Origin of the sequence: Pilimelia terevasa, from assembly GCF_014647915.1 — a bacterium.
GTDB classification, from domain to species: Bacteria; Actinomycetota; Actinomycetes; order Mycobacteriales; family Micromonosporaceae; genus Pilimelia; species Pilimelia terevasa.
Window position 1 is genome coordinate 173610 of sequence record NZ_BMQC01000007.1, and the last position, 24590, is coordinate 198199.

Below are 24590 nucleotides of genomic sequence, written 5' to 3' on the forward strand. Positions count from 1 at the left end.
GGCAGCGCGGCCTCGGCCGACCGGCTGACAGGGTGTGCGAACGCTGACCTGCGTCGATATGATCCGCGCCTGACCACCTCATGGCGGCACCCGCCGGCTCCCGCTGCCGGCCGCCGCCACGCACAACCCGGGGGACGGCGAGTATGCGGCGTCACGGCACTTCGCGGTACGGCCTCCTCGCGCTCGTGGCGCTGCTGCTCGCGCTGGCCGGCGCGCCGGGCGCCGCCGCGCAGAGCGCCGCCGGCACCATCGCGGTCACCCTCCGGGACACCGACGGCAGCCCGCTCACCTACGCCGACGTCAAGGTCTTCGACGAGAAGGCCCAGCTCGCCGAGTACGAGGGGTACACCGACGAGGAGGGCCGGGCCGTCTTCGAGGACGTGCGGCCGGGCCGGTACGTCGTGTTCTTCACGGTCGAGGGTCTGAAGATGTGGGCCGACTCGACCGACTCCCGCCAGCGCGCCACCGTGTACCCGGTCGCCGCGGGGGCGCGGGTCGACGTCGCCCCGACGCTGCTGCCGCACGCGCGGATCGCGGGCACGCTGACCGACGCCGACGGCGGCGTGTCCCGCGGGACGATGATCGCCCACCCGGTCGGCCGGTTCGGGGAGCGGGTCGAGGACGTGACCGACAGCGAGGGGCGCACGGCGCTGCGGGTCTCCCCGGGCACCTACCGGGTCGAGTTCGCGGCCGGCACCGTCAGCCAGTGGACGCCGGGGCGGCCCAGCGCGCACGGCGCCACGGAGTTCGCCCTGCCGGCCGGAGAGCGGATCAGCATCAGCGAGTCGCTGCCGGAGACCGGGCAGGTGCACGGGACGGTCGTCGACGCCGCCGGTGCGCCGGTGCGCGGCGCGACCGTGCGGCTGCACGCGGGCGAGTACGAGACGAACCGGGACCGGAGCAACGTGCGCGGCGAGTTCGCGCTGCCGCGGGTCCGCGCGGGCACGTACCGGGTCTCGGTCACCTCGCCGCGCGGCTGGCAGCAGTGGCTGCCCGGCGTCACCGACCCGGCGCAGGCCGGCACGATCACCGTCGAGCGCGACGCCGACGTCCCCGTCGCGGCGACGCTGCTGCCCACGGGCGGGATCGGCGGGACCCTGTACGGGGCCAACGGCGCGCCGACCTCCCGCGGCTGGATCTTCGCCCGACCGGTTCCGGACTCCGGCTCCGAGGTGCTGCTCAGCGCCACCCCCGACAGGCAGGGCCGGTACGAGCTGCCCGACCTGGCCGTCGGCCGGTACCTGGTCGGGTTCGAGATCAACGGCCGCCGGCAGTACCTGGGCGGCAAGGGCGCGGCCGCCGCCAGCGAACCGGTGACCGTCGTCGCCGGCCGGACCCTGGTCCTGGACGAGCGGGCGGCGACCGGCCAGCCGGTGACGCTGCGCGCCCGCGACGGCGACAGCGGCGACCCGGTGGCCGACTTCTGCGCGGTGCTCGTCGGCCCGGACAGCGAGCGGCTGCCGGACTCCGACACCGACAAGTACCCGCACGGCTGCACCGACAGCGGCACGCTGACCGTCCCGGACGTGCTGCCCGGCCGGTACGAGGCGCACCTGCGCACGCCCACCGACAGCAACTACCTGCCCGGCACCGAGCGCCTCGCGGTGCCGGCCGACCAGCCCGCCGAGGCCGACTACGTCCTGGACCGGGGCGGCTCGGTCAGCGTGCACACCGTCGCGCGCGCGCCCGGCGACTCCATCGGCCGCCCCCGCCGCCCCCCGCGGCGCACCGAGGCGTCGGTGGCGGACACGGTCGTGTACCTGGTGCCGGTCCGGCCCGAGCAGCCGGCGCCGGAGCCGCTGCGCACCGACGCCAACGGCGCGGCGACGTTCGTCGGGGTGCCGAAGGGCTCGTACCGGATCTTCGCCGAGCCGCCCGGGCGCGGGCTGGGCCGGCAGTGGCTCGGCCCGGCCGGCGGCGTCGGCCGCGAGGCGGATGCGGTGGTGGTCACCGTCCGCTCGGGGCGCACGACGTTCCCGCCGGCGGTCCGGCTGGACCCGGCCGGCGCGATCTCCGGCACCATCACCGCCGCGGCCTCGGGCCGGCCCGTGCGCACCGAGGTGTCCTGGCTGCCGGCCCGCGTCGGCAACCCGCCCGCCGCGGCGTTCACCGACGTCAGGGGGAACTTCCTGGCCGGGGGGTTCGGCCCGTACGCGTGGCCACTGCGCTTCGACGACGGCGCCCACCCCAGCCAGTGGTCGGGGCAGCAGCCCGACGCCCAGACGGCCGCGACCGTGCGGGTGCTCTCCGGCGCGGTGACGGTCGTGCAGACCACGCTGACCCGGGGGGTGGCGCTGACCGGTACCGCGGGCGGCCAGTGGCACGAGGGCACGATCACCGCCGTGGGGCCCGACGGCAGCGACCTGGCACAGGTGCCGGTGGACCCGCTGACGCGGCGGTACCGGCTGCCGGTGCTGGCCGGCAGCACCGTGCGGCTGCGCTACGAGTTCCAGACCGGGCGCGGGCCGCGCACCGGCTGGTACGAGGACGCCGAGGTGTTCGACGCCGCCCGGCCGGTGCTGATCCCGCCGGGCAGCGGCGGGGCCGCGGTGGACTTCGCGCTGCCCCCGCTGCGCGGCGGCGACCCCGACCTGCGCCGCGCCCCGCGCCGGGGCCGGTAGCGGTAGCGGCCGGGTCCGGCCGCTACCGCCGGTCCGGCCGGCGCGGTCAGAGCCGGTACGGCTGGTCCACGGTGCGGTAGTCGGCCAGCTCCTCCGCGGGGGCCCACGCCTCGTACACGCCGCGCTCGTGGCACTGCGCCCCGATTGCGACCACCTGGTCGGCGTCGGGCCGGCACAGCCGCAGCCGGACCCAGGCGCCCTCGACGCCGACGACGCTGCACGCCGCGCCGCGCCAGGTGGCGAACCGGGTCCGCCGGGCCAGCGTCTCCACCGGGTACCGGGCCGCCCGCGACATCGCCAGCACCCGGAACTCCTCGGGCGGATCGGCGACCGTGTCGTGCTCGACGCCCTGGTGCCGGCCGACGAGCCGGCTCGTGCCCCGGTCGCCCGAGGGCACCGGCAGGTACTCCTGGTCCGCCGCCGACCCGAGGCCGGCCAGCAGGTGCCGGGCCGCGGGGCCGGCCATCCGCAGCCAGCCGCGCTGCTCGGGCTGGAAGGTGAACAGCACCACCTCGGTGCCGTCGCCGGGGTACGCCAGCAGCGCCGTGTTGGCCGGCAGCGGGATGTCGGTCAGGTTCGCGGTCACGAACTCGGGGATGACGTGCTGGGCGCTGGGGGTGAAGCCGGTCCCCAGCAGCGGCGGCCCCACGCGGTACCCCGAGGGCATGGACACCAGCCCGGGGTAGGCGGCCCCGGTCGGCACCTCGTAGTCGCACGGGTCCACCGCCCGCCAGCGCAGCGCGTACGCCACGTCCGGGCTGTCGGCGTGCCGGTCATCGTCGGTGCGCAGGACGCGCAGCTCGCCCGCGGTGCGCAGGTGGGCGACGTCCCACTCGCGGTAGCAGAAGCCGGCCGGCAGCCAGCCCTTGAGGTAGCCGCCGACCTGCCGGGCGGACAGGACCTTGATCATCCGGGTGCCGCGCCGGACCGCCGCCGTGGCGCGGATGTCGGCCAGCTCGGGGGAGTACCGCGGGTCGGGCGTCTGGCTGAGCCGGTGGAAGTCGTCCCAGGTGCGCCCGCGGCTGAGCGGCACCATCAGCGGCGTCTCGTGCTCCCGGCCGGCCGCCGGGCCGCGGGGGCCCGTGACGTCGGCCGCCGGCACGAACAGGTGCCAGGGCGCGTCGGGGCGCGCCGACGGGGTGAAGCCGGGCGCGGCGCGGGTGCTGAGCAGCTCGTACGCCGCCCCGCGGGCGATCTCGTTCGCGGCGTAGGGTACGCCGCCGTAGGTGACCTGGGTGTCGGCGACGAGGGCGCCGACGGGGGCGACGGAGCTGGCCGGGTTCCACACGAAGGGCACCCTAAGCCGGGGAGGGGGCGCCCGCGTGAACAGCGGGTGCACGACGCGTGCGGCACACGTGGCCGAGCGACCGCCGCCGATGGAATCGCCCCGGTTCCGGCCCGCCGTTGCCTTGATCAACTTCGTTGGGGATGCTGGACGCGATGAGTGATCCCGCCACGAGCCGGCGCGAGCGGGCCGCCCGCCGGGCCGGCGAGTTCCCGCCGCCGCCCCCGCCGCTGCCGCTGCCCGTCCCCGACAGCCACACCCACCTCGACATCACCTGCGCCGAGCACGCCGCCGCCCCGCTGCCCGGGCGCGCCGCCGACCCGGTCCGCGCGCTGGTCGACGCCGCGGCCGCGGTCGGGGTCGACCGGCTCGTCCAGGTGGGCGTCGATGTCGCCTCCTCCGCCTGGGGGGTCCGGCTGGCCGAGACCCACCCCGAGGTCGTGGCGACCGTCGCCGTGCACCCCAACGACGCCCCGCTGCTGCCGGACCTCGACGGCGCGCTGCGCGAGATCGAGGCGCTCGCCGCCCACCCGCGGGTGCGCGGCGTCGGCGAGACGGGGCTCGACCACTTCCGCACCGGCGGGGAGGGCCGCGCCGCGCAGGAGGCCAGCTTCCGCGCGCACGTGGCGATCGCCAAGCGGTACGGCAAGGCGCTGGTCATCCACGACCGCGACGCCCACGCCGACGTGCTGCGGGTACTGGACGCCGAGGGCGCCCCCGACACGGTGGTGCTGCACTGCTTCTCCGGCGACGCCGACTTCGCCCGCGAGTGCGTGCGGCGCGGGTACGTGCTCAGCTTCGCCGGTACCGTCACCTTCGGCAGCGCGGGCGCCCTGCGCGAGGCCGCCGCACTCACGCCGCTGGACCAGATGCTGGTGGAGACCGACGCCCCGTACCTGACCCCGGCTCCGCACCGCGGCCGGCCCAACGCCTCGTACCTGGTCCCGCTCACCGTCCGCGCGATCGCCGCCGTCCGCGGCGCCGACGAGGCCGAGGTGTGCGCCGGACTGGCCGCGACCGGCGCGCGGGTGTTCGGGCCGTGGTGAGCGCCGCCGGAGCGCCCGGCGCCGCGCTGCTCGGCCCGGCCGAGGTGCGCCGGATCGCGGCCCGCCTCGGCGTCACGCCGACGAAGAAGCTCGGCCAGAACTTCGTCCACGACCCGAACACCGTCCGCCGCATCGCCGCCGCCGCGGCCGTCGCCGCCGACGACGTGGTGATCGAGGTCGGGCCGGGGCTCGGCTCGCTGACCCTGGCGCTGCTGCCCGCCGCGGCCCACGTCCACGCCGTCGAGCTGGACCCCGTGCTGGCCGGCGCGCTGCCCGGCACCGTCGCCGAGGTGGCCGGGCCGGCCCTGGCGGCGAAGCTGACCGTCCGGCACGCCGACGCGCTGCGCACCGCCGCCGCCGACCTGCCGGGGGCGCCGCCGACCGCGCTGGTGGCGAACCTGCCGTACAACGTGGCCGTACCGGTCGTGCTGCACCTGCTGGCGGTCCTGCCGAGCCTGCGGCACGGGCTGGTCATGGTGCAGAAGGAGGTCGCCGACCGGCTGGTGGCCGGGCCGGGCTCGCGGGTGTACGGGGTGCCGAGCGCCAAGCTCGCGTGGTACGCCGAGGCCCGCTCAGCCGGCCGCGTACCGCCGAACGTCTTCTGGCCGGTCCCGCGCATCGACTCTGGCCTGGTCGCCTTCACCCGCCGCGACCCGCCGCCGGACGCCGACCGCCGCGCGGTCTTCGCCGTCATCGACGCCGCGTTCGCGCAGCGCCGCAAGACCCTGCGCGCGGCCCTGGCCGGCTGGGCCGGGAGCCCCGCCGCCGCCGAGGCGGTCCTGCGGGCCGCGGGCATCGCCCCGGGCGCGCGCGGCGAGCAGCTCGCCGTGGCCGACTTCGCCGCCGTCAGCCGCGCGGCGGCGCGGGCGGACGCGCCCGCGGGTGCGGCGGCGCCTCGGGAGTGAGCCCCGGTTCGTTAGGGTGGGGCGGTCCGGTGAGGAGGTGGGCCGTGAACGAGTCGCAGCGCAGGCGTGCGGTGGACCCGCGCCGGGAGGTGCCGTGCCGTCCCCGCGGGCGGACCGCTCCGGCGCCGTCCGCGGAGGTCCGCCCGTGACGGAGGCCTGGCGACCCGACGACGACCGGACGCGGCCCGCGTCGGGGCCGGTCCGGGTCCGGGTGCCCGCCAAGATCAATCTGCACCTCGCCGTCGGCCCCGCCCGCGCCGACGGGTACCACGACCTGACGACCGTCTACCATGCGGTCTCCCTCTGCGACGAGCTGACCGCGCGCCCCGGCGACACCCTCACGCTGACGATGGCCGGGGAGGGCACGGGCCAGCTCGCCCTCGACGACAGCAACCTGATCATCCGGGCCGTCCGCGCGCTCGCCGCCCACACCGGCCGGCCCGCGCAGGCGCGGCTGCACCTGCGCAAGCAGATCCCCCTGGCCGCCGGCCTCGCCGGGGGCAGCGCCGACGCCGCCGCCGCGCTGATCGCCTGCGACGCGCTGTGGGGCACCGGGCTCACCCGGGACCAGCTCGGCGGGGTCGCGGCACAGCTCGGCTCGGACGTGCCGTTCCTCGTCCACGGCGGCACCGCCCTGGGCACCGGCCGCGGCGAGGTCGTCAGCCCCGTCCTGGCCCGCCCCACCACGTGGCACTGGGTCCTGGCGGTCGCCGACGGCGGCCTGGCCACCCCCCGGGTGTACGCGGCCCTGGACGACCTGCGCGCCGCCGGTACCGCCCCGGCCCCGCTGGCGGCGCCCGACGACCTGCTCGGCGCCCTCCGCCAGCGCGACCCCCGGGTACTGGCCGGCACCCTCGGCAACGACCTGGAGGCGGCGGCGCTGTCGCTGCGGCCGGCGCTCGCGGCGACCCTGGCCGCCGGGACCGCGGCCGGGGCGCTGGCCGGCCTCGTCTCCGGCAGCGGCCCCACGTGCGTCTTCCTCGCCGGCGACGCCGCGCACGCTGCCGCGCTCGCCACCCGGCTGGAGGCCGACGGCGGCTGCCGCTACGCGGTGCCGGTACACGGCCCGATGCCCGGCGCCCGCATCGCCTGAGTCGGGCGGAGTACCCACGCCACCGGGCGGAGTACCCGCGGCACTCCGGCGGCGCCCCGCCGACCGTCGCGCGGGCGGCTCAGGCGTCCGGCAGGCGCTCGGCCAGCGCCATCCACTGCTCCTCGGCGGCGGTCCGCTCGGCGACCAGTTCCTTGAGCTGCGCGTCCAGCGTGCCGAGCCGGGCGAAGTCGGTCGCGGCGTCGGCGAGGCGGTCGTGCAAAGCGCTCTCGCGCTGGGTCAGCTTGCCGACCTGCCGCTCCAGCCGGGCCAGCTCCTTGCGCGCCTCGCGCACCTCGGCCGGGCTGAGCCCGGCGCCGGCTCCCGCGACCGGCGCCGCCTCCCCGGGCGCCGCCGCGGGCGCCGCCGGCCGGTCCGGGGCGGCACCGGCACGGCGCAGGTACTCGTCGATCCCGCCGGGCAGGTGCGTCACCGCGCCGTCGCCGAACAGCGCGTACACCTGCTCGGTCACCCGCTCGATCAGGTACCGGTCGTGGCTGGCCACGACGATCGTGCCGGGCCAGGAGTCCAGCAGGTCCTCCAGCGCGGCCAGCGTGTCGGTGTCCAGGTCGTTGGTCGGCTCGTCCAGCAGCAGCACGTTCGGCTCGCCGGCCAGCAGCCGCAGCAGTTGCAGCCGCCGCCGCTCGCCGCCGGACAGGTCACCCACCGGGGTCCACAGCCGACGGTCGGTGAACCCGAACATCTCCGCCAACTGCGCGGCCGACATGTCCCGGTCGCCCACGGTGACGCGCCGGGCCACCTCCTCGACGGCCTCCAGCACCCGCAGGTCCGCGGGCAGCTCGTGCAGCTCCTGGGACAGGAACGCCGCCCGCACCGTCTGCCCGACGGCGCAGCGGCCGTCGCGGGGCCGGCCCAACCCGGCCAGCATCCGCAGGAGGGTGGTCTTGCCCGCGCCGTTGGCGCCGAGCAGGGCGATCCGCTCGCCCGGGCCGACGCTCCAGGTCACCCGGTCCAGGATCCGCTTCGGGCCGGCGTCCAGCACGACGTCGGCCAGGTCGTACACCTGCCGGCCCAGCCGCGCGGTCGCCATCCGCTGCAGCGACACCGTGTCGCGCACCGGCGGTACGTCGGCGATCAGCGCGTTCGCCGCGTCGATCCGGAACTTCGGCTTGCTCGTCCGGGCCGGCGGGCCGCGCCGCAGCCAGGCGATCTCCTTGCGCAGCAGGTTCTGCCGCCGCGCCTCGGTGGCGGCCTCGACCCGCTGCCGCTCCACCCGCGCCAGGGTCCACGCCGCGTAGCCGCCCTCGTACGCCCGGACGGTCCGGTCGGCGACCTCCCAGGTCACCGTGCAGACCTCGTCCAGGAACCACCGGTCGTGGGTCACCACCAGCAGGGCGCCGGCGCGCGAGCGCAGGTGCGCGGCCAGCCAGGCGACGGCGGCCACGTCCAAGTGGTTCGTCGGCTCGTCCAGGATCAGCAGGTCGCACGCCCGCACCAGCAGCGCTGCCAGGGCCACCCGCCGCCGCTCGCCGCCGGACATCGACCCGACGGCGCTGTCCAGGCCCAGGTGCCCCATCCCCAGCCCGGACAGGATCGTGCGGACCCCGGCGTCGCCCGCCCACTCGTGCTCGGCCCCCATCGACTCGCCGAGCCACGCGGTGCCCAGCACCACCTCCCGGACGGTCGCCTCCCCGGCCAGCTCCAGCGTCTGCGGCAACCACAGGACCCGCAGGTCCCGGCGGTGCGTGGCCCGGCCCTCGTCGGGCTCCTCCTGCCGGCTCAGCAGGCGCAGCAGGGTGCTCTTGCCCGCCCCGTTGAGGCCGACCACGCCGATGCGGTCGCTGTCGCCGACCCCGAGGGAGACGTCGGTGAGGAGTGCGCCCACGGCCCCGTAGCCCTTGGACACCCGGTCGAGGTTGATGATGTTCGCCATAGCGCCCCCAGCCTAGGCGCCCGCGGACGCCGGCCGGCGTCCGCGGGCGGGGGATCCGGTCCGGTGGCGGCGGCACGGCCCCGGCTCTATGGTTCGGGCGGGCGCCACTGCCGGGCGCTCGCTGTCTGTCCGGATCTGGTGACTGGTGAACCTCAAGACCCTTCGCGCGGCGCTGCGCACGCGCTCCGCCCTCGTGTACCTGTGCGTGACCGCCGTCCCCCTCGTCCTGTTCGGCGCCGCCTCCCTCGACTCCGCCGCCGACAGCCCGCTCGCGGCGCTGCCCGCGTTGGTCCTCACCGCGCCGCTGTCCTTCCTGCTGGTCGCGGCCGGCCAGGCGGTCGCCGGCACGCTGTCCGACGCGGGGTACCACGTGCTCGTGGTCCTGTCGTGCGCAGTGGCGGGCGCGGCCAACGCGGTCGCCGTCGGCCTCCTCGCCGCGGCCGTCCGGTCCACCCGGTCGGCGCGCTGACCGGGGCGGGCCGCTCAACTGGGCCCCGCGGCTGCCGAACGGAACGCGTGGCGCCCGCCGTCGCGCCACCGGGGCCGGTACGACAGAATTGGCCACCGCAGACCCCCTGACCCGTTCGGGAGAACCGCATGTCGTCACACTCCGCAGTCGAGAATCACCCGCTGCGCCCCCTGCACCGGACGCTGGCCGGGCTCACCGGCGGCTTCCTCGCCGTGTTCGGGGTCCTCGGCCTTGTCGAGACCGGCGACGCGGGCGCGTTCGACCGGCTGTCGGCGACCGTGCTCGGCATCAAGACGAACGTGGCCTTCTCGGTCGTGGCGCTGCTCGTCGGGCTCGTCGTGCTCGCCGTCACCGCGATCGGCCGCAACCTGGACGCCCGGGTCAACACCTGGCTCGCCTACCTGCTGTTCGTCCTGGGCTCGGTGATGCTGGCCCTGATGCAGACCGAGGGCAACGTCCTCAACGCCACCATCACCTCCACCGTGGTCGTGTACCTCGCCGGCTGCGTGCTGCTGACCGCCGGCCTGTACAGCCGCGTGTCGACCGCCCGCGCCTGAGCGCCCGCGGCACCCCGCGGCGGGGTTGAGGCCCCGCCGCGCGGGTACCCCTCCCCGTAGCCGCCTACGGGGAGGTCAGCCATGCTGCACATGCCGATCAACCACCCGCTCAGCCCCCTGTTCCGCACCGTCGCCGGCCTCGTCGGCGGGTACGTCTTCGCGTTCGGGACGGTCGGGGTGTTGATGAGCTGGGGTACCCCGTTCTTCGGCCGGGAGGACATCTGGGCGCTGGGCCTGCGGACCAACCCGGCCTTCGCGGTCCTGTCCCTGTTCGTGGGCGCGGTCGTCCTGGCCGGGGCGGTGCTCGGCGGGCAGTTCGCGCACTGGGTGAACCTGGCGGGCGGTGCGGTGTTCCTGGTGGCCGGCGTGGCGATGCTCGGCTTCATGCAGACTTCGGCGAACCTGCTCAACTTCTCCGTCGGCACCTGCGTCGTGTCGTACCTGGTCGGGATGGCCATGCTGCTGGCCGGCCTGTACGACCGCGTGGGCAGCCCGACCGAGGCCGCCGCCGAGGAGGCGTTCCGGCAGCGCCGGGGCATGGACCACTCGGTGCACCCGTGGACGACGGGGGAGTACCCGCACCGCCCCACCGACGGCGCCCGCCCCGACGGCAGCCACCGCTTCGCCTGACCCCGCCGCCGCGACCGGACCGCGCGGGGTCAGCGCTGCTGTCGGGTGTGGAGCGTGCTCGGGGTGGCCTCCAGGTGGCTCAGGCCGTTCCAGGCCAGGTTGACCAGGTGCGCCGCGACGGCCTCCTTGCGCGGCTCCCGCGCGTCCAGCCACCAGCGGCCGGTGAGCGCGACCATCCCGACCAGCGCCTGCGAGTACAGCTCGGCGAGCTTCGGGTCGTACCCCCGGTTCTTGAACTGGGCGCCCAGGATGTGCTCGGCCTGGCGGGCCACGTCGTTGAGCACCGAGGAGAAGTTGCCGGACCCGGCACCGATCGGCGACTCGCGGACCAGCACCCGGAACCCGTCGGCCTCCTGCTCGATGTAGTCCAGCAGGGCCAGCGCCGCCTGCTCGACCAGCTTGCGCGGGTGGCCGCCGGTCAGCGCGTTGGTGATGCGCTCCAGCAGGGCGCGGATCTCGCGGTCGACGACGACGGCGTAGAGCCCCTCCTTGCCGCCGAAGTGCTCGTAGACCACCGGCTTGGACACCGTGGCCCGGGCGGCGATCTCCTCGACCGAGGTGGCGTCGAAGCCGCGTTCGGCGAACAGGCCGCGCGCCGTGCGGATGAGCTGTTCGCGGCGCTGGGCCGCCGACATGCGGACCCGCGGCTCGGGCTTGCGCGCCGGGGTCCGCGCCCCGCGGCCGCGGCCGGTGGCGTCGTTGCGGGTGTCGGTCACGCCGCCATCCTGCCAGCCCGTTCACCCGTACGCCGGACCCGCCGTGCGGTCCGGGCGCCGCAGGTCGGGCCGCCGGGGTCGGCGTACCCCGGCGCGCAGGCGCTAGGCTGAGTGACGCCGATCGGCCGTGGTGTAATTGGCAACACGCGGGTCTTTGGAACCCGTTTTCCAGGTTCGAACCCTGGCGGCCGAGCTCCCTCCCCCCAGCCCTGAAGCCCAGTCCGGCGGCGCCCGCGCCGGTCAACCGGCTCCAGCCTGGCGGCCGCCCTGAACGAGTGGCCTGCGCGCGACCGCGCGGCCCCCTGAGGTGATGGCGTGAATCAGCGTACGGTGATCGTCCTGGCCGCCGGCCAGGGCAAGCGGATGAAGTCCGACGTGCCGAAGGTCCTGCATCCGCTGCTCGGCCGCAGTCTGGTCGGCCACGTCCTCGCGGCGACGGCCGCCCTGCGCGCCACCCGGACCGCCGTCGTCGTCGGCCACGGTGCCGCGCAGGTCACGGCCCACCTGGCCGAGGTCGCCCCGGCCGCCACCACCGTGACCCAGCAGGAGCAGAACGGCACCGGGCACGCCGTGCGGGTGGCGCTGGGCGCGCTGCCGCCCCTGACCGGCACGGTCGTCGTCCTCAACGGGGACACCCCGCTGCTGCGCGCCGAGACCGTCGCCGACCTGGTGGCCACCCACGAGGCGGCCGGCGCCGCCGCGACTGTCCTGACCGCCGAGGTGGCGGACCCGCACGGCCTCGGGCGCATCCTGCGCCGCCCGGACGGCGCGCTGGACTCCATCGTCGAGGAGCGCGACGCCACCGACGCGCAGCGGGCGGTCCGGGAGATCAACTCCGGGCTGTACGCGTTCGACGCCGCCCACCTGGGCCCGATGCTGGGCAAGCTGACCAGCCAGAACGACCAGGGCGAGGAGTACCTGACCGACGTGCTGGGCCTGCTCGCCGCGGCCGGCGAGCAGGTCGCGGCGTACCGCGCGCCCGACGCGACCGACGTCCTGGGCTGCAACGACCGCGCCCAGCTCGCCGACCTGCGCGCGCGGATGCGCGACCGGGTCAACCACGCCTGGCTCACCTCCGGCGTGACCCTGCTGGACCCGGCGACCACCTGGATCGACGTCACGGTGACGCTCGGCCGCGACGCCGTCGTCGAGGCGCAGACCCAGCTCTACGGGCAGACCCACGTCGGCGCGGGTGCCCGGGTCGGCCCGGACACCACGCTGGTCGACACCGTCGTGGGCGAGCGGGCCGCGCTGGTCCGCACCCACGCCACCGGGGCCGAGGTCGGCGACGAGGTGTCGGTGGGGCCGTACGCGTACCTGCGGCCCGGCTCGGTGCTCGGCCGCCGGTCCAAGGTCGGCACGTTCGTCGAGACGAAGAACGCCCGGCTCGGCGAGGGCGCCAAGGTGCCGCACCTGTCCTACGTCGGCGACGCCACGATCGGCGAGTACACCAACATCGGCGCGGCGACGGTCTTCGTCAACTACGACGGCGTCGCCAAGCACCACACCGTCATCGGCCGGCACGCCCGCACGGGCGCCGACAACATGTTCGTGGCGCCGGTGCGGGTGGGTGACGGTGCGTACACGGCCGCCGGCTCGGTGATCACGGCCGACGTACCCCCGGGGGCGCTCGGGGTGAGCCGGGCGGCGCAGCGCAACATCGACGGCTGGGTGGCCCGTCGGCGGCCGGGCACCGCGGCCGCCGACGCGGCGGACCTGGCCCGCGCCGGCACCGGGCCGGAGGCGGACCCGGCGACGGGCGGGGGCCCGGCCCAGGGGGCGGACCCCACCGCTGAGTGACCCATGACACATCGACGAACCGCCCTGTCGATCATGGTCTTGGCCAGGGCAGACTTCGGTGCGCGCCGCGCGCAGAACCCCCGACGCGTTGAAGGAGTGGGACACACCTGATGGGCAGCATCGTCGCGGAGAACCGCAAGAGCCTCATGCTCTTCTCAGGCCGGGGCTTCCCCGAGCTGGCCGACGAGATCGGCGAGGTGCTGGGGGTGGCCCCCACCCCGACGGACGCGTACGACTTCGCCAACGGCGAGATCTTCATCCGGTTCAAGGAGTCGGTGCGGGGGTCGGACGCCTTCGTGGTCCAGTCCATCACCCACGGTGTCAACACGTGGATGATGGAGACGCTGATCATGGTCGACGCGCTCAAGCGCGGCTCGGCCAAGCGGATCACCGTCGTGCTCCCCTTCTACCCGTACGCCCGCCAGGACAAGAAGCACCGGGGCCGCGAGCCGATCTCGGCCCGCCTGGTCGCCGACCTGCTCCGGACCGCGGGCGCCAACCGGATCCTGACCGTCGACCTGCACACCGCGCAGATCCAGGGCTTCTTCGACGGCCCGGTCGACCACCTGTTCGCGATGGAGACCCTGGCCTCCTACGTCGAGGGCCGGTACGCGGGCCGCAAGCTGACCGTCGTCGCCCCGGACTCGGGCCGGGTCCGCGTCGCCGAGCGGTGGACGGACCGGCTCGGCGGCTCGCCGATGGCCTTCATCCACAAGACGCGCGATCCGCTCAAGCCCAACCAGGTCGTGGCGAACCGGGTCGTCGGCGACGTCGAGGGCCGGGTCTGCCTGATCGTCGACGACATGATCGACACCGGCGGCACCATCGCCAAGGCGGCGGACATCCTGTTCGACTCCGGCGCCGCCGACGTCCTGGTCGCCTCCACCCACGCCGTGCTGTCCGACCCGGCCACCGAACGGCTGAAGAACAGCCGGATCTCGGAGATCGTGGTCACCAACACGCTGCCGCTGCCGTCGGAGAAGCGGATGGACAAGCTCACCGTCCTGTCGATCGCCCCGCTGCTGGCCCGGGCCATCCGCGAGGTCTTCGACGACGGTTCGGTCACCACGCTGTTCGGGGGCCTCAGCTAGCTCGGGCGGCGTTCGGGGGTTGGTGTCGGCGGCGAGGTGGGGGTCGGGTACGCTGGGTCGGTTGCCACGGCGAGGGTGCCCCTCGCGGGCCGCGCTAACGCCCACCCCGACGGATCCGCCACTGCGCGGGCGGTGTCGGCGGCGGGCGCCAGCCCCGCGAGGAGCACCGTGATCGACGCGGTGCTCCGGGCTGTCTGCCCTGCGCGCCCTTGCCCGGCACCGCCACCGACCTCAACGCAGCCCGAATCAGCATCAGGAGTTCTCCCGTGTCCGAGGTAAAGATCAGCGCCGAGCTTCGCACCGAGTTCGGCAAGGGCGGTGCCCGCCGCACGCGCCGGGCCGGCAAGGTGCCCGCCGTGCTGTACGGCCACGGCGCGCAGCCGAAGCACATCGCGCTGCCGGCGCGGGAGTTCGCGGCCGCCATCCGCCAGGGCGGCATGACCCAGGTCCTCCACATCGACGTCGACGGCGACGCCACGCTGGCCCTGCCCAAGGCCATCCAGCGCGACCCGGTCAAGGACACCTACGAGCACGTCGACCTCGTCATCGTCAAGCGCGGCGAGCGGGTCACCCTGGACGTCCCGGTCCAGCTCACCGGCGTCTCCAAGAGCGGCACCCTGGTCGTCGTCGAGAACGCCAGCGTCTCCGTCGTCGCCGAGGCGCTGCACGTGCCGGAGCACCTGGACGTCTCCATCGCCGGTGCCGAGGCCGGCACCCGGGTGACCGCCGGCCAGCTCACCCTTCCGTCCGGCGTGGAGCTGGCCGCGGACCCCGACCTGGTCCTCGCGATGGTCACCGCGGCCCAGACGATGGCCACCGAGTCGGGCGAGTCCGCCGAGGCCGAGGCCGGCGCCGAGGTCTGACCGACCCGTCGCCCGGCGCGCCGGGCCACGCACGCGTACGCAGAGGGCAGGCTTCCCGCGGGGGTCTGCCCTCCGCGGCACCCACGGGAGGTAGCAGATGACCGACGCAGCGTGGCTGGTCGTGGGCCTGGGCAACCCCGGCCCCGAGTACGCCGGCCACCGGCACAACGTCGGCTTCCTCGTGGTCGACGCGCTCGCCGCCCGGCTGCGGGTCCGCACGGGCCGGCACCGGCGCGCGGTCGCCGACGCGGCCGAGGGCCGGCTCGGGGTCGGCGCGGACGCCCCCCGGCTCGTCCTGGTCAAGCCGTTGACGTACATGAACCTCTCCGGCGGGCCGGCCGCCGCGCTCGCCCGCTTCTACGGCGTGACCCCCGACCGGGTCATCGCCGTCCACGACGAACTGGACGTGCCGTACGGGCAGGTGCGGGTCAAGGGCGGCGGCGGCGAGGGTGGACACAATGGACTGCGGTCGATGTCCAAGAGTCTTGCCACGCGGGAATACCTGCGGGTACGGTGCGGCATCGGCCGGCCGCCGGGCCGGCAGGACCCGGCGGACTATGTTCTGTCGAACTTTTCCCCGGTCGAGCGTAAAGAGCTGGAACTACTTATCGATCGTGCGGCCGATGTGGTGGAGTCGCTGGTGACCAAGGGGTTGGAGCCCACGCAGAACGTGTTCCACGGCCTCTAGCCGGTACGCCCCCCGCGCCCCGATCCGCGCAGGAGTCGGCCGTACCCCGGAGCGCCGCGGCACGCGCCTGGCGGACCGCGTTAGTCGCGTGAAGCGCCGGTGACGCAGCGCGCAGGGGATGGCGCGCGGGGGAGGCAGCAGTGAGCGGTCGGACCATTGACGACGATGCCGTACCCGCGGCCGACATCGGCGCCGCCCCCGACGAGGACACCTTCCTGCTGGCCGCGATCCGCGGCACCCACCCGCCCGGCGGCGCCGGCCTGCCCGGCCCGTTCGCCCACCCACCCGCGCCGCCGGACGCCGTGCCGTCGCTGCTGCGCCAGGCGACGGACCGCGCCCGGGCGCTGCTCGACGCCGCCGACATCGGCACCGTGGACACCCGCCCCGCCACCGTCGGGCCGACCGGCGCCGGCACCGCCAACGCACTCTCCGACACTGTGGACGGTCGCGCCGCCGGGCTGCGGGCCACCCCGGCCGACCTCCCCACCGCCCCGGACGCCGCGTCGGTGCTGGAGCCGCCCGTCCGGCGCCCGGCCGCCGCGTCCCGGCCGCCCGGGCCGCTCGACCCCGCCCTGCCGCGCCGCGCCGGGCCGCCCCCGCACGACCGCCGGACCCGCTGGCAGCGCCGGTACGTGGCCGCACTGGTCGGCGGCGACGCCGCCGTCGGCCTGCTCGCCGGGCTGCTGGCCTTCGGGCTGCGGTTCGGCGGCGACGTGACCGCGTACAACCGGCCGTACGTGCTCGTCTCGCTGCTGCTGCCCGCCGCCCTGGTCACCGTCATGGCGATGGCGCACGCCTACGAGCGCCGCTTCCTCTACGTCGGCAACGACGAGTACCACCGCGTCATCCGCGGCGGCCTGGGCCTGACGGCGGCCGCCGCGATCGTCTCCTACGCGTTCGAGATCCAGCTCGCGCGCAGCTACGTGCTGGTGGCGCTGCCGGCGGCGACGCTGGCGGTGGTGCTGTCCCGGTTCGGCTTCCGCAAGGGGCTGCACCGGTACCGGGCGCGGGGCCGGTGCCTGCGCCGCGTCGTGGTGGTCGGCCACGAACTGGCCGTCATCCACCTGACCCGGCAACTGCGCCGGGAGCGGTTCCACGGGCTGAAGGTGGTCGGCACCTGCCTGCCCGCGCGGCACGACGGGCAGGTCGGGCTGCCGGTGTACGGCACGTTCGACGACGTCGCCGAGGCCGTCGAGAGCGCCGGGGCCGACACCGTCATCGTCCTGTCCTGCCCCGAGCTGGACGGCCAGGCGCTGCGCCGGCTGGCCTGGCAGCTCGAACGCGACGACGTCGAGCTGATCGTCGCCAGCGCCCTGATCGACGTGGCGGGCGGCCGGACCACGATCCGCCCGGTCGACGGCCTGCCGATGCTGCACGTCGACCACCCCCGCCTCGACGGCGGCGCCCGGGTCGTCAAGGAGATCGTCGACCGGGTCGGCGCCGCGGTGCTGCTGGCGGTGTCCGCGCCGCTGCTGCTCGGCGTCGCGCTGGCCATCCGGTGCCACTCGCCCGGGCCGGCGCTGTTCCGGCAGGTCCGCGTCGGCCGCACCGGCCGGACCTTCCGCATCTTCAAGTTCCGCAGCATGTACACCGACGCCGAGGCGCGGCTGGCCGAGGTCCGGCACCTGAACGAGTACGACGGCGTCCTGTTCAAGATGCGCGAGGACCCCCGGGTGACCCCGGTCGGGCGGTGGCTGCGCCGGCTGTCCCTGGACGAGCTGCCGCAGCTCCTCAACGTCCTGCGCGGCGACATGTCCCTGGTCGGGCCACGCCCGCCGCTGCCGGAGGAGGTGGCGGTCTACCCGGACGACATGCGCCGCCGGCTGGCGGTCAAGCCGGGCATGACCGGGCTGTGGCAGGTGTCGGGGCGCTCGGACCTGCCGTGGGAGGAGGCCGTGCGCCTCGACCTGCGGTACGTGGAGAACTGGTCCCTCACCCTGGACCTGGTGATCCTGCTGCGCACGGCCACCGCCGTCATGCGCTCGTCCGGCGCCTACTGACCCGGCGGGCTCAGCGCCGCAGGTACGCCCAGGCGTCGCCGATCATGTCGTGCAGCGCCGGCCGGGCCGGCGTCCAACCCAGCTCGCGGCGGGCCAGCACCGACGAGGCGACCAGCGCCGCCGGGTCGCCGCCCCGGCGCGGCGAGACGCGCACCGGCACCGGGTGCCCGGTGACCGCGCGGACGGCGTCGACCACCTGGAGGTTGCTGAAGCCGTTGCCGTTGCCCAGGTTGTAGACGCGGTGCTCCTTCGGCGTCGCCGCGTCCAGCGCCAGCAGGTGCGCGGCGGCGAGGTCCGCGACGTGGATGTAGTCGCGCACGCAGGTGCCGTCCGGGGTGTCGTAGTCGTCGCCGAAGACCTCCAGGTGCGGCCGGCGCCCGGCGGCCACCTCCAGCGCGATCGGGATCAGGTGGGTCTCCGGGTCGTGCCGCTCGCCGATCATCGCGTCGTCGCGGACCAGCGCGCCGCACACGTTGAAGTACCGCAGCGACACCGCCGCCAGGCCGTAGGCGTGCACCTCGGAGGTCAGCGCGTGGTCGAAGGCCAGCTTGGTGGCGCCGTAGGTGTTCGTGGGGGCGGTCGGGGCGGTCTCGGGCACCGGGATCCGCGCGGGGTTGCCGTAGACGGCGGCGGTCGAGGAGTACACCATCCGGGGCACCCCGGCGGCGCGGGCGGCGTGCAGCAGCGCCAGCGAGCCGACCACGTTGACGTCCCAGTAGATCTCCGGCCGGACCATCGACTCACCGGCGGCGATCAGGCCGGCGAAGTGCAGGACCGCGTCGAACCCGCTGCCCGGGGTGAGGACCCGCGCCGCGTCGGCCAGGCCCGCGGTCACCAGGGTCGCGCCGCGCGGCACGGCGTCGGCGTGCCCGGTGCGCAGGTCGTCCAGGACGACGACCTCGTGGCCGGCGTCGAGCAGCAGCCGGGTCACGACGCTCCCGACGTACCCCGCGCCGCCGGTGACCAGCAACTTCACGACGATCTCCCCTCGCTCGGCAGGCCCACCCTAGCGGCCCGCGCGCCCCGGCGGTGACGGGCGTGAGCCGGGCGGGCCGGCCTGGTTGAATGGGCTCATGGAATCTGCTGCGGCGCCGCGCAATCGCCTGCTGTCGGGCATCCAGCCGACGGCGGACTCGTTCCACCTGGGCAACTACCTGGGCGCGGTGCGGCACTGGGTGTCGATGCAGGACGACCACGACGCGTTCTACTGCGTCGTCGACCTGCACGCGATCACCGTCGCCACCGACCCGACGGTGCTGCGCGACCGCACGCGCCGCGCCGCGGCCCAGCTCCTGGCCGTCGGGCTGAACCCCGCGCGCTGCACGCTGTTCGTCCAGTCGCACGTGCCCGAGCACACCCAGCTCGCCTGGGTGCTGAACTGCCTCACCGGGTTCGGCGAGGCAAGCCGGATGACCCAGTTCAAGGACAAGTCCGCCCGGCACGGCGCCGACCGGGCCAGCGTCGGCCTGTTCACGTACCCGGTCCTGCAGGCGGCCGACATCCTGCTGTACCGCGCCGACGCCGTCCCGGTCGGCGAGGACCAGCGCCAGCACCTGGAGCTGACGCGGGACCTCGCGCAGCGGTTCAACCGGGAGTACGGCCCGGCGTTCACGGTCCCCGCCCCGCACATCGTCGGGGACACCGCCCGCATCCTCGACCTCCAGGACCCGACCTCGAAGATGTCGAAGTCCACGTCGTCGCCGGCCGGCGTGGTGGACCTCCTGGAGGACGTGGCGAAGGCGGCGAAGAAGTTCCGCTCCGCCGTCACCGACACCGGTCGGGAGATCGCCTTCGACCCGGCGGGCAAGCCCGGCGTCAGCAACCTGTTGACGATCTACTCGGCGCTGTCCGGGCGGCCGGTGGCCGAGCTGGTCGCGGCGTACGAGGGCCGCGGCTACGGCGACCTGAAGAAGGACCTCGGCGAGGTGTTCGCCGAGGTCGCGCGGCCGGTCCAGGAGCGCTTCCGCGGGTACCTCGACGACCCCGCCGCGCTCGACGCCGTGCTCGCCGCGGGGGCGGCGAAGGCCCGCGCGGTGGCCGCGCCGACCCTCGCCGACGCCTACGACCGGATGGGCTTCCTGCCCTCCACCCGCGGCTGAACCGCGCCGGGGCCGCCCCCAGGCGCGGCGGTCGGCGCGGGGGACCGCGGCGCCGGCCCGGACGTCGACCGACCGGAGCCTGTGCCGCGCGAGGCGGTGCCTGGTTGAATAGCGGGATGGAAGCGGTCGACCTGCACGCGACACCCGCCGTGCGTGCCGGGGCCAGGCCGCCGGCCCGGCCCGGTCGTCCCGTGCCGGCGCGCGGCTGAGTCGCGTGGCGGTCCGGGTCGGCGTCCTCGTCGACGTCCCCCCGCCCTGGCGGGACGTCCTGCACCGGCACCGGGTGGCGGCGGGCGACGCGCTGGCGGCCGAGGTACCGCCGCACCTGACCCTCCTGCCGCCCGCGCGCCTGCCCGCGGAGGCGCTCGACGCGCTGGACGCGCACCTGGCCGGCGTCGCCGCGCGGACGGCGCCGTTCACCCTCCGGCTGGCCGGTACCGGCACGTTCCGGCCGGTCACCGACGTGGTCTACGTCCGCGTGGCCGACGGCGACCGCCATGCGCGGGCGCTCGCGGGGGCGGTCGCGGCCTTCGCCGCGCTGGAGCCGGAGTCGGCCTACCCCTACCACCCGCACGTCACCGTCGCCCACCAGGTGCCGCCGGCCGCGCTGGACGCCGCCGCGGCGGCACTCGCCGCCTTCGCGGCCGCGTTCCCGGTGACCGGGTTCGCCCTGTACGTACAGGATGCCGGCGGGGCCTGGCGCCCCCGGCGCGACTACGGGCTGGCCGGGTGAGCCTGCGCCTGCTGCGCGCGCTGGTCCGCGTGCGGCGCCGCTGGAGCTGGTGCGACCATCTGTGGCGGGCCGCGGTCCGGTACGACGACGTACTCGCCGGCCGGCTCGCCGCGGCGATCGCCTACTACGGCTTCTTCGCCTGCTTCGCCCTGGCCCTGCTGGCGTACTCGCTGCTGGGCTACCTGCTGGCGTACGACGCGGACGTCTTCCGGGTGGTGGACGACTTCCTCGGCCAGAACCTGCCGTGGCTGGAGCCGCAGGCGATCGAGGCCGGCCGCGGGCACACCGGCATCGTCGGCGCGGTCGGCCTCGTGGTGACCGGGGTCGGCTGGATCGAGACGATCCGGTCCTCGCAGCGGCAGGTGCACGGGGTGCCGCAGCAGCCGGGCAACCTGGTCCTGCGCTGGCTGGTGGACCTGGGCCTGCTGGCCGGGCTGATCGTGCTCGTGGGCGTGTCGATGACCGTCTTCTACGCGCTGGAGAGCCTCGTGCGCTGGCTCGGCGGGCCGTCGGTGTCCCTGACGGCGCTGGGCTGGCTGTCGGCGGCGGCGCTGAACGTGCTGCTGGCGGCGGCGCTGCTCGGCGGCGTCGCCCGGGTGCGGCTGAGCCGGCGCCGGCTGCTGCCGGCGGTCGCCCTGGTGGCGGTGGGCATCACGCTGCTGAACACGGCCGGGCAGCTCGTGATCGCCTACGTCCGGCACAACCCCGCCTACAGCGTGGTGACGGGCGCGGTCGGGCTGCTGCTGTACCTGTACCTGTTCAACCAGATCCTGCTGTTCGGCGCGGCCTGGGCCGCGACGGCCGGGGGCCGCCGGCCGAAGGCCGCGGACCGCTGAGCCGGTGGTCGACGCCTTCGCCCTGATCTGGCTGCTCGTCGCCGTCGGCGTCCTGGCCCGGCGCGCCAGCCTGCTGGACGCGCCGGCCGAGCGGGCGCTGAACCGGTTCGTGTTCCACCTGGCGATGCCCGCCGCGCTGCTGCCCCGGGTGGCGGCCTCCGGGGTGGACGCGGGGACGTTCGGCGCCGCGCTGGCGTGTACGGCGGCTGCCGTCGCGGTCGGGCTCGCCGGCTACTGGGCCAGCGGCCGGCTGGCCGGGCGGGGGACCGGCGGGCGGACCGTCGCCGGGATGGCCGCGGGCTACGTGAACTCGGCGAACCTGGGCATCCCCGTCGCCCTGCACGTGCTCGGCGGGACGACCCTGGTGGTGGCCGTCGTCGCCGTGCAGGTGCTGGTGCTGACGCCGGTGATCCTCGCCGTGCTGGACCACGCCGCGGGCGACGGGCGGGTCCGCTGGCGGCGGCTGGCGACGCTGCCGCTGCGCAACCCGATCATCATCGCGTGCGCGGCGGGGGCGGTGCTGGGGTACGCGGGGTGGGAGCTGCCGGCGCTCGCGGGGACGTTCCTGGACACGCTCGGGGCGGCCGCCGTGCCGGCCGCGCTGGTGGCGCTCGGCCTGTCGCTGGTGGCGCCCGCGCCGCCGGGCGCCGCGGACCGGCGGGAGCTGGCGGCGGTCGCGGCGCTCAAGCTCGTGGCGCACCCGGTGCTGACGTACGCGCTGGCCCGGTACGCGCTGCACCTGCCGCCGCCGGACGTGCGCGCGGCGGTGGTGTTCGCGGCGCTGCCGACGGCGCAGGTCACCTACGTCTTCGCGGCCGAGCACGCGACCGCGGTCCACCTGGCCGGCCGGGCGGTGGCGGTGACCACGGCCGCGGCGATGCTGACCGTCTGGCTCGCCGCGCTCCTGGTCTGAAGGGCCGCCCCCGAACGGGTGTACCTGCGCGCGCATGGGCGGCCGGGAACGGGGCAGCCGGTGGGATGGGTGCGCTGGTGACGGTCCAGGTGGCGGCGGGCTCCGCCGAGGACGGGCTGCCCTGGCTGATCACGTTCGGGCCGCTGGGCGACGAGGGCGCGTGGGAGCCGGTGGTGTGCGGGCCGTACGAGCGGCGGCACGCCCTCGGGCTGGCCGGTGCCGTCGCCGCGGATGACGACGTGCTCGCCGTCGTCGAGCCGATGTGGCCGAAGGTGTCCGTGGCCGAGATCCGCGCGGAGGTCGCCGCGTCGCAGGAGTGGGCGGCCGCCGACGGTTACGCCGGGGACCCGCTCGACGGCGACTTCGCGCCGACGGCCGCGGGGGAGTCCGCCGACGCGCCGGCCGAGGCCCCGGACGGCGGCGCCACCGGCGACATCCCGGCGCCGGACCCGGGCGAGGTACGGGCGGCGTTCGCGCGGATCTTCGGGCGCCTCCCCGGCGGCTGAGCCGCAGGCCGGCTGGCATACTCGCGATCGTGGTGCTCACCCGAGGCTGGGCGGTGTTCCTGACCGCCGTCGGCGCCTGGACCTGGCTGATCTGGCCCCGGTTCGCCGTGGCGATCTGGCGCGACGCCCGCGCGTGGACCGGCGGCGGCGCCGGCCTGGGGGCACCCACGTCCTTCCTCTGGGTGCACGCCGCGCTCATCGCCGCCTCGCTCGCCGTCGGTACCGCCGTCGGCGTGCTGGGGATCCGCGCGTGGCGGGCATCCCGCGCGCCGACCTGAGCGGCGCGCCGACGAACGGAGTCGCCGTGGACCTCCTCCTGCACGTCCTGCGCTACGCCCACCTGGTGGGGTTCGCCCTGCTGCTCGGCGGCGCGGTCGCCCAGCTCACCGCCCCGCCGCTGCGGATCAACCGCGCGATGCTCTGGGGGGCGATCGTGCAGGTCGTCACGGGGCTGGCCCTGGCGGCGCCGCTGCGCGACGAGGGCGACGAGCCCGCCCCGGCCAAGCTCGCCGTCAAGGCGGTGATCGCGGTACTGATCTTCATCATGGTCTTCTTCTCCCGCAAGCGGGACGTGGTGGCGCGCGGCCACTTCCTGGCCATCCTCGGCCTGACCTTGCTGAACGCCGCGGTGGCCACCTTCTGGCGCTGACCCGGACACCGGGGCACGGAACGATCACGATTGCCCTCGGCGCCGCAAAACACCCCCGTGCGGGTTACGCTCGGGCGGCCGGCACGGGACGGGGGGTGACGTGCCGCCGAGCGAAGGAGTGCGCGATGCCTCGACCCACAGCCACCCGACTGCTCGCCACCCTTGCCGTCGCCGGCCTCGCCGCGGCCACCTCCGCCTGCGGCCGCGCGCCCGAGGAGCAGGCCGCCGGGCCGGCGGGTGCGCGGTACACGGCGTGCATGGTCACCGACCTGGGCGGCATCGACGACCGCTCCTTCAACACCTCCGCCTGGCGGGGCATCGAGAACGCCGCCAAGGAGCGGACGTCGATCGAGAAGAAGTACGTGGCGTCCACCGCGGAGTCGGCGTACGAGCCGAACCTGACCGGCTACGTCAACCAGGACTGCCGGTTCGTCCTGGCCGTCGGCGGGCTGATGGCCGACGCCACGACCAAGGTCGCCCGGGCGCACCCCGACCGCCAGTTCGGCATCGTGGACGCCCGGCTGGACGCGCCGAACGTGTACGCGATGCAGTTCGACACCGCGCAGGCGGCGTTCCTGGCCGGGTACCTGGCCGCGGCCTACACCCGGACCGGCAAGGTCGGCACGTACGGCGGCATGAAGATCCCGCCGGTGACGATCTTCATGGACGGCCTGGCCGACGGGGTGGCCCACTACAACAAGGTCAAGGGCAGGAACGTCCAGGTGCTCGGCTGGAACAAGGCGAGCCAGACCGGTTCGTTCACCAACGACTTCGTCAAGCAGGACGTCGGCAAGAAGGTGAGCGACGCGCTGGTGGCCGGCGGCGCTGACGTGGTGATGCCGGTGGCCGGCCGGGCCGGCCTGGGCACGGCGGCCGCCGCGCAGGACCGGTACGCGGTCATCTGGGTCGACGTGGACGGCTGCGAGAGCGCGGCCCAGTACTGCCGGTCGTTCCTCACCACCGTGGTCAAGAACATCCCGGACGCGGTCCGCGACGCGGTCCTGCGGGGCAGCCGCGGCGAGTCGCTGACCGGCGCCCCCGGCTACCTCGGCACGCTGGCCAACAACGGGGTGTCGCTGGCGCCGTACCACCAGTTCGAGGACCGGGTGCCGGCCGCGGTCAGGGACGAGGTCGAGGCGCTGCGCGGGCAGATCGTCGCCGGCACCGTGAAGGTCACCTCGGCCGCCCAGCCCCGGTGA

24 protein-coding genes and 1 tRNA gene are annotated in these 24590 nt (G+C 75.7%); 21 read left to right on the forward strand and 4 right to left on the reverse strand.

All coding sequences use genetic code 11. The annotated features are described in order from the left end of the window. Nucleotides 1-143 precede the first annotated feature (143 nt). Entirely contained in the window at nucleotides 144-2621 is a 2478-nt protein-coding gene (locus IEY75_RS12020) for a carboxypeptidase-like regulatory domain-containing protein (protein WP_189114367.1), read from the forward strand. 46 nt (nucleotides 2622-2667) lie between these two features. On the opposite strand, the gene IEY75_RS12025 is transcribed toward IEY75_RS12020, so the two are convergent. Further along, nucleotides 2668-3909, reverse strand: a complete 1242-nt coding sequence (locus tag IEY75_RS12025) for a hypothetical protein (protein ID WP_189114368.1) — start codon at nucleotides 3907-3909, stop codon at nucleotides 2668-2670. A gap of 140 nt (nucleotides 3910-4049) precedes the next feature. Here IEY75_RS12025 and IEY75_RS12030 point away from each other — a divergent pair, with 140 nt between their 5' ends. From IEY75_RS12030 to IEY75_RS12040, 3 genes are all read left to right on the forward strand, one after another. Further along, entirely contained in the window at nucleotides 4050-4952 is a 903-nt protein-coding gene (locus IEY75_RS12030) for a TatD family hydrolase (protein ID WP_189114369.1), read from the forward strand. Next, nucleotides 4949-5857, forward strand: a complete 909-nt coding sequence (gene rsmA, locus IEY75_RS12035; RefSeq protein WP_229789587.1) for a 16S rRNA (adenine(1518)-N(6)/adenine(1519)-N(6))-dimethyltransferase RsmA — start codon at nucleotides 4949-4951, stop codon at nucleotides 5855-5857. Before IEY75_RS12030 ends, rsmA begins: the two co-directional genes overlap by 4 nt. Before the next feature lie 145 nt (nucleotides 5858-6002). Continuing rightward, nucleotides 6003-6950: a 4-(cytidine 5'-diphospho)-2-C-methyl-D-erythritol kinase gene (locus IEY75_RS12040; protein ID WP_189114370.1), complete on the forward strand. Its 948-nt coding sequence runs from the start codon at nucleotides 6003-6005 to the stop codon at nucleotides 6948-6950. Nucleotides 6951-7029: 79 nt separating this feature from the next. On the opposite strand, the gene IEY75_RS12045 is transcribed toward IEY75_RS12040, so the two are convergent. Then, nucleotides 7030-8841 carry an ABC-F family ATP-binding cassette domain-containing protein gene (locus IEY75_RS12045; protein ID WP_189114371.1) on the reverse strand — a complete coding sequence of 604 codons (1812 nt, stop codon included), beginning with the start codon at nucleotides 8839-8841 and terminating at the stop codon, nucleotides 7030-7032. Between the two features lie 145 nt (nucleotides 8842-8986). Between IEY75_RS12045 and IEY75_RS12050 the strand changes: the two genes are divergently transcribed. The 3 genes from IEY75_RS12050 to IEY75_RS12060 all read left to right on the forward strand — a co-directional run bounded on the left by IEY75_RS12050 (nucleotide 8987) and on the right by IEY75_RS12060 (nucleotide 10497). Then, a complete protein-coding gene (locus IEY75_RS12050) occupies nucleotides 8987-9310 on the forward strand; it encodes an SCO4225 family membrane protein (protein ID WP_189114372.1) in 324 nt (107 codons plus the stop codon). A gap of 128 nt (nucleotides 9311-9438) precedes the next feature. Further along, on the forward strand, nucleotides 9439-9867 hold the full coding sequence (locus IEY75_RS12055) for a DUF4383 domain-containing protein (protein WP_189114373.1): 429 nt from the start codon (nucleotides 9439-9441) through the stop codon (nucleotides 9865-9867). Between the two features lie 81 nt (nucleotides 9868-9948). Next, nucleotides 9949-10497, forward strand: a complete 549-nt coding sequence (locus tag IEY75_RS12060) for a DUF4383 domain-containing protein (RefSeq protein ID WP_189114374.1) — start codon at nucleotides 9949-9951, stop codon at nucleotides 10495-10497. Between the two features lie 29 nt (nucleotides 10498-10526). Here IEY75_RS12060 and IEY75_RS12065 read toward each other — a convergent pair whose 3' ends face one another. After that, the gene (locus tag IEY75_RS12065; RefSeq protein WP_189114461.1) at nucleotides 10527-11132 is read right to left on the reverse strand and encodes a TetR/AcrR family transcriptional regulator; all 606 of its coding nucleotides are present in this window, start codon (nucleotides 11130-11132) and stop codon (nucleotides 10527-10529) included. Nucleotides 11133-11334: 202 nt separating this feature from the next. Here IEY75_RS12065 and IEY75_RS12070 point away from each other — a divergent pair. The 6 genes from IEY75_RS12070 (at nucleotide 11335) to IEY75_RS12095 (ending at nucleotide 17655) form a co-directional block, all read left to right on the forward strand. Further along, a tRNA-Gln gene (locus tag IEY75_RS12070) sits at nucleotides 11335-11406 on the forward strand. 122 nt (nucleotides 11407-11528) lie between these two features. Beyond that, nucleotides 11529-13013 (forward strand): bifunctional UDP-N-acetylglucosamine diphosphorylase/glucosamine-1-phosphate N-acetyltransferase GlmU, encoded by a 1485-nt coding sequence (gene glmU, locus IEY75_RS12075; protein WP_308425702.1) that lies wholly within the window; start codon nucleotides 11529-11531, stop codon nucleotides 13011-13013. 110 nt (nucleotides 13014-13123) lie between these two features. Further along, nucleotides 13124-14104 (forward strand): ribose-phosphate diphosphokinase, encoded by a 981-nt coding sequence (locus tag IEY75_RS12080; protein WP_189114375.1) that lies wholly within the window; start codon nucleotides 13124-13126, stop codon nucleotides 14102-14104. A gap of 266 nt (nucleotides 14105-14370) precedes the next feature. Then, nucleotides 14371-14967, forward strand: a complete 597-nt coding sequence (locus tag IEY75_RS12085) for a 50S ribosomal protein L25/general stress protein Ctc (RefSeq protein ID WP_189114376.1) — start codon at nucleotides 14371-14373, stop codon at nucleotides 14965-14967. A 97-nt stretch (nucleotides 14968-15064) separates the two neighbouring features. Then, nucleotides 15065-15655 carry an aminoacyl-tRNA hydrolase gene (gene pth, locus IEY75_RS12090; protein ID WP_189114377.1) on the forward strand — a complete coding sequence of 197 codons (591 nt, stop codon included), beginning with the start codon at nucleotides 15065-15067 and terminating at the stop codon, nucleotides 15653-15655. 140 nt (nucleotides 15656-15795) lie between these two features. Continuing rightward, nucleotides 15796-17655, forward strand: a complete 1860-nt coding sequence (locus IEY75_RS12095) for a sugar transferase (protein ID WP_308425703.1) — start codon at nucleotides 15796-15798, stop codon at nucleotides 17653-17655. Between the two features lie 10 nt (nucleotides 17656-17665). Here the strand turns inward: IEY75_RS12095 and galE are convergent, their stop codons facing one another. Further along, nucleotides 17666-18631: a UDP-glucose 4-epimerase GalE gene (gene galE, locus IEY75_RS12100; protein ID WP_189114378.1), complete on the reverse strand. Its 966-nt coding sequence runs from the start codon at nucleotides 18629-18631 to the stop codon at nucleotides 17666-17668. 97 nt (nucleotides 18632-18728) lie between these two features. Between galE and trpS the strand changes: the two genes are divergently transcribed. The 8 genes from trpS (at nucleotide 18729) to IEY75_RS12140 (ending at nucleotide 24590) form a co-directional block, all read left to right on the forward strand. Continuing rightward, nucleotides 18729-19754 (forward strand): tryptophan--tRNA ligase, encoded by a 1026-nt coding sequence (gene trpS / locus IEY75_RS12105; RefSeq protein ID WP_189114379.1) that lies wholly within the window; start codon nucleotides 18729-18731, stop codon nucleotides 19752-19754. 214 nt (nucleotides 19755-19968) lie between these two features. Then, a complete protein-coding gene (locus IEY75_RS12110; RefSeq protein WP_229789589.1) occupies nucleotides 19969-20487 on the forward strand; it encodes a 2'-5' RNA ligase family protein in 519 nt (172 codons plus the stop codon). Continuing rightward, nucleotides 20484-21323 carry a YihY/virulence factor BrkB family protein gene (locus tag IEY75_RS12115; protein WP_189114380.1) on the forward strand — a complete coding sequence of 280 codons (840 nt, stop codon included), beginning with the start codon at nucleotides 20484-20486 and terminating at the stop codon, nucleotides 21321-21323. The genes IEY75_RS12110 and IEY75_RS12115 overlap by 4 nt, the downstream gene beginning before the upstream one ends. 4 nt (nucleotides 21324-21327) lie before the next feature. After that, the gene (locus tag IEY75_RS12120; RefSeq protein ID WP_189114381.1) at nucleotides 21328-22236 is read left to right on the forward strand and encodes an AEC family transporter; all 909 of its coding nucleotides are present in this window, start codon (nucleotides 21328-21330) and stop codon (nucleotides 22234-22236) included. A 65-nt stretch (nucleotides 22237-22301) separates the two neighbouring features. After that, nucleotides 22302-22742: a hypothetical protein gene (locus tag IEY75_RS12125; RefSeq protein ID WP_189114382.1), complete on the forward strand. Its 441-nt coding sequence runs from the start codon at nucleotides 22302-22304 to the stop codon at nucleotides 22740-22742. 29 nt (nucleotides 22743-22771) lie between these two features. Next, complete coding sequence (locus IEY75_RS12130; protein WP_189114383.1) at nucleotides 22772-23020, forward strand: SCO4848 family membrane protein; 249 nt, start codon at nucleotides 22772-22774, stop codon at nucleotides 23018-23020. Nucleotides 23021-23046: 26 nt separating this feature from the next. Then, entirely contained in the window at nucleotides 23047-23391 is a 345-nt protein-coding gene (locus tag IEY75_RS12135) for a hypothetical protein (RefSeq protein ID WP_189114465.1), read from the forward strand. A 125-nt stretch (nucleotides 23392-23516) separates the two neighbouring features. Continuing rightward, on the forward strand, nucleotides 23517-24590 hold the full coding sequence (locus tag IEY75_RS12140) for a BMP family lipoprotein (RefSeq protein ID WP_189114384.1): 1074 nt from the start codon (nucleotides 23517-23519) through the stop codon (nucleotides 24588-24590).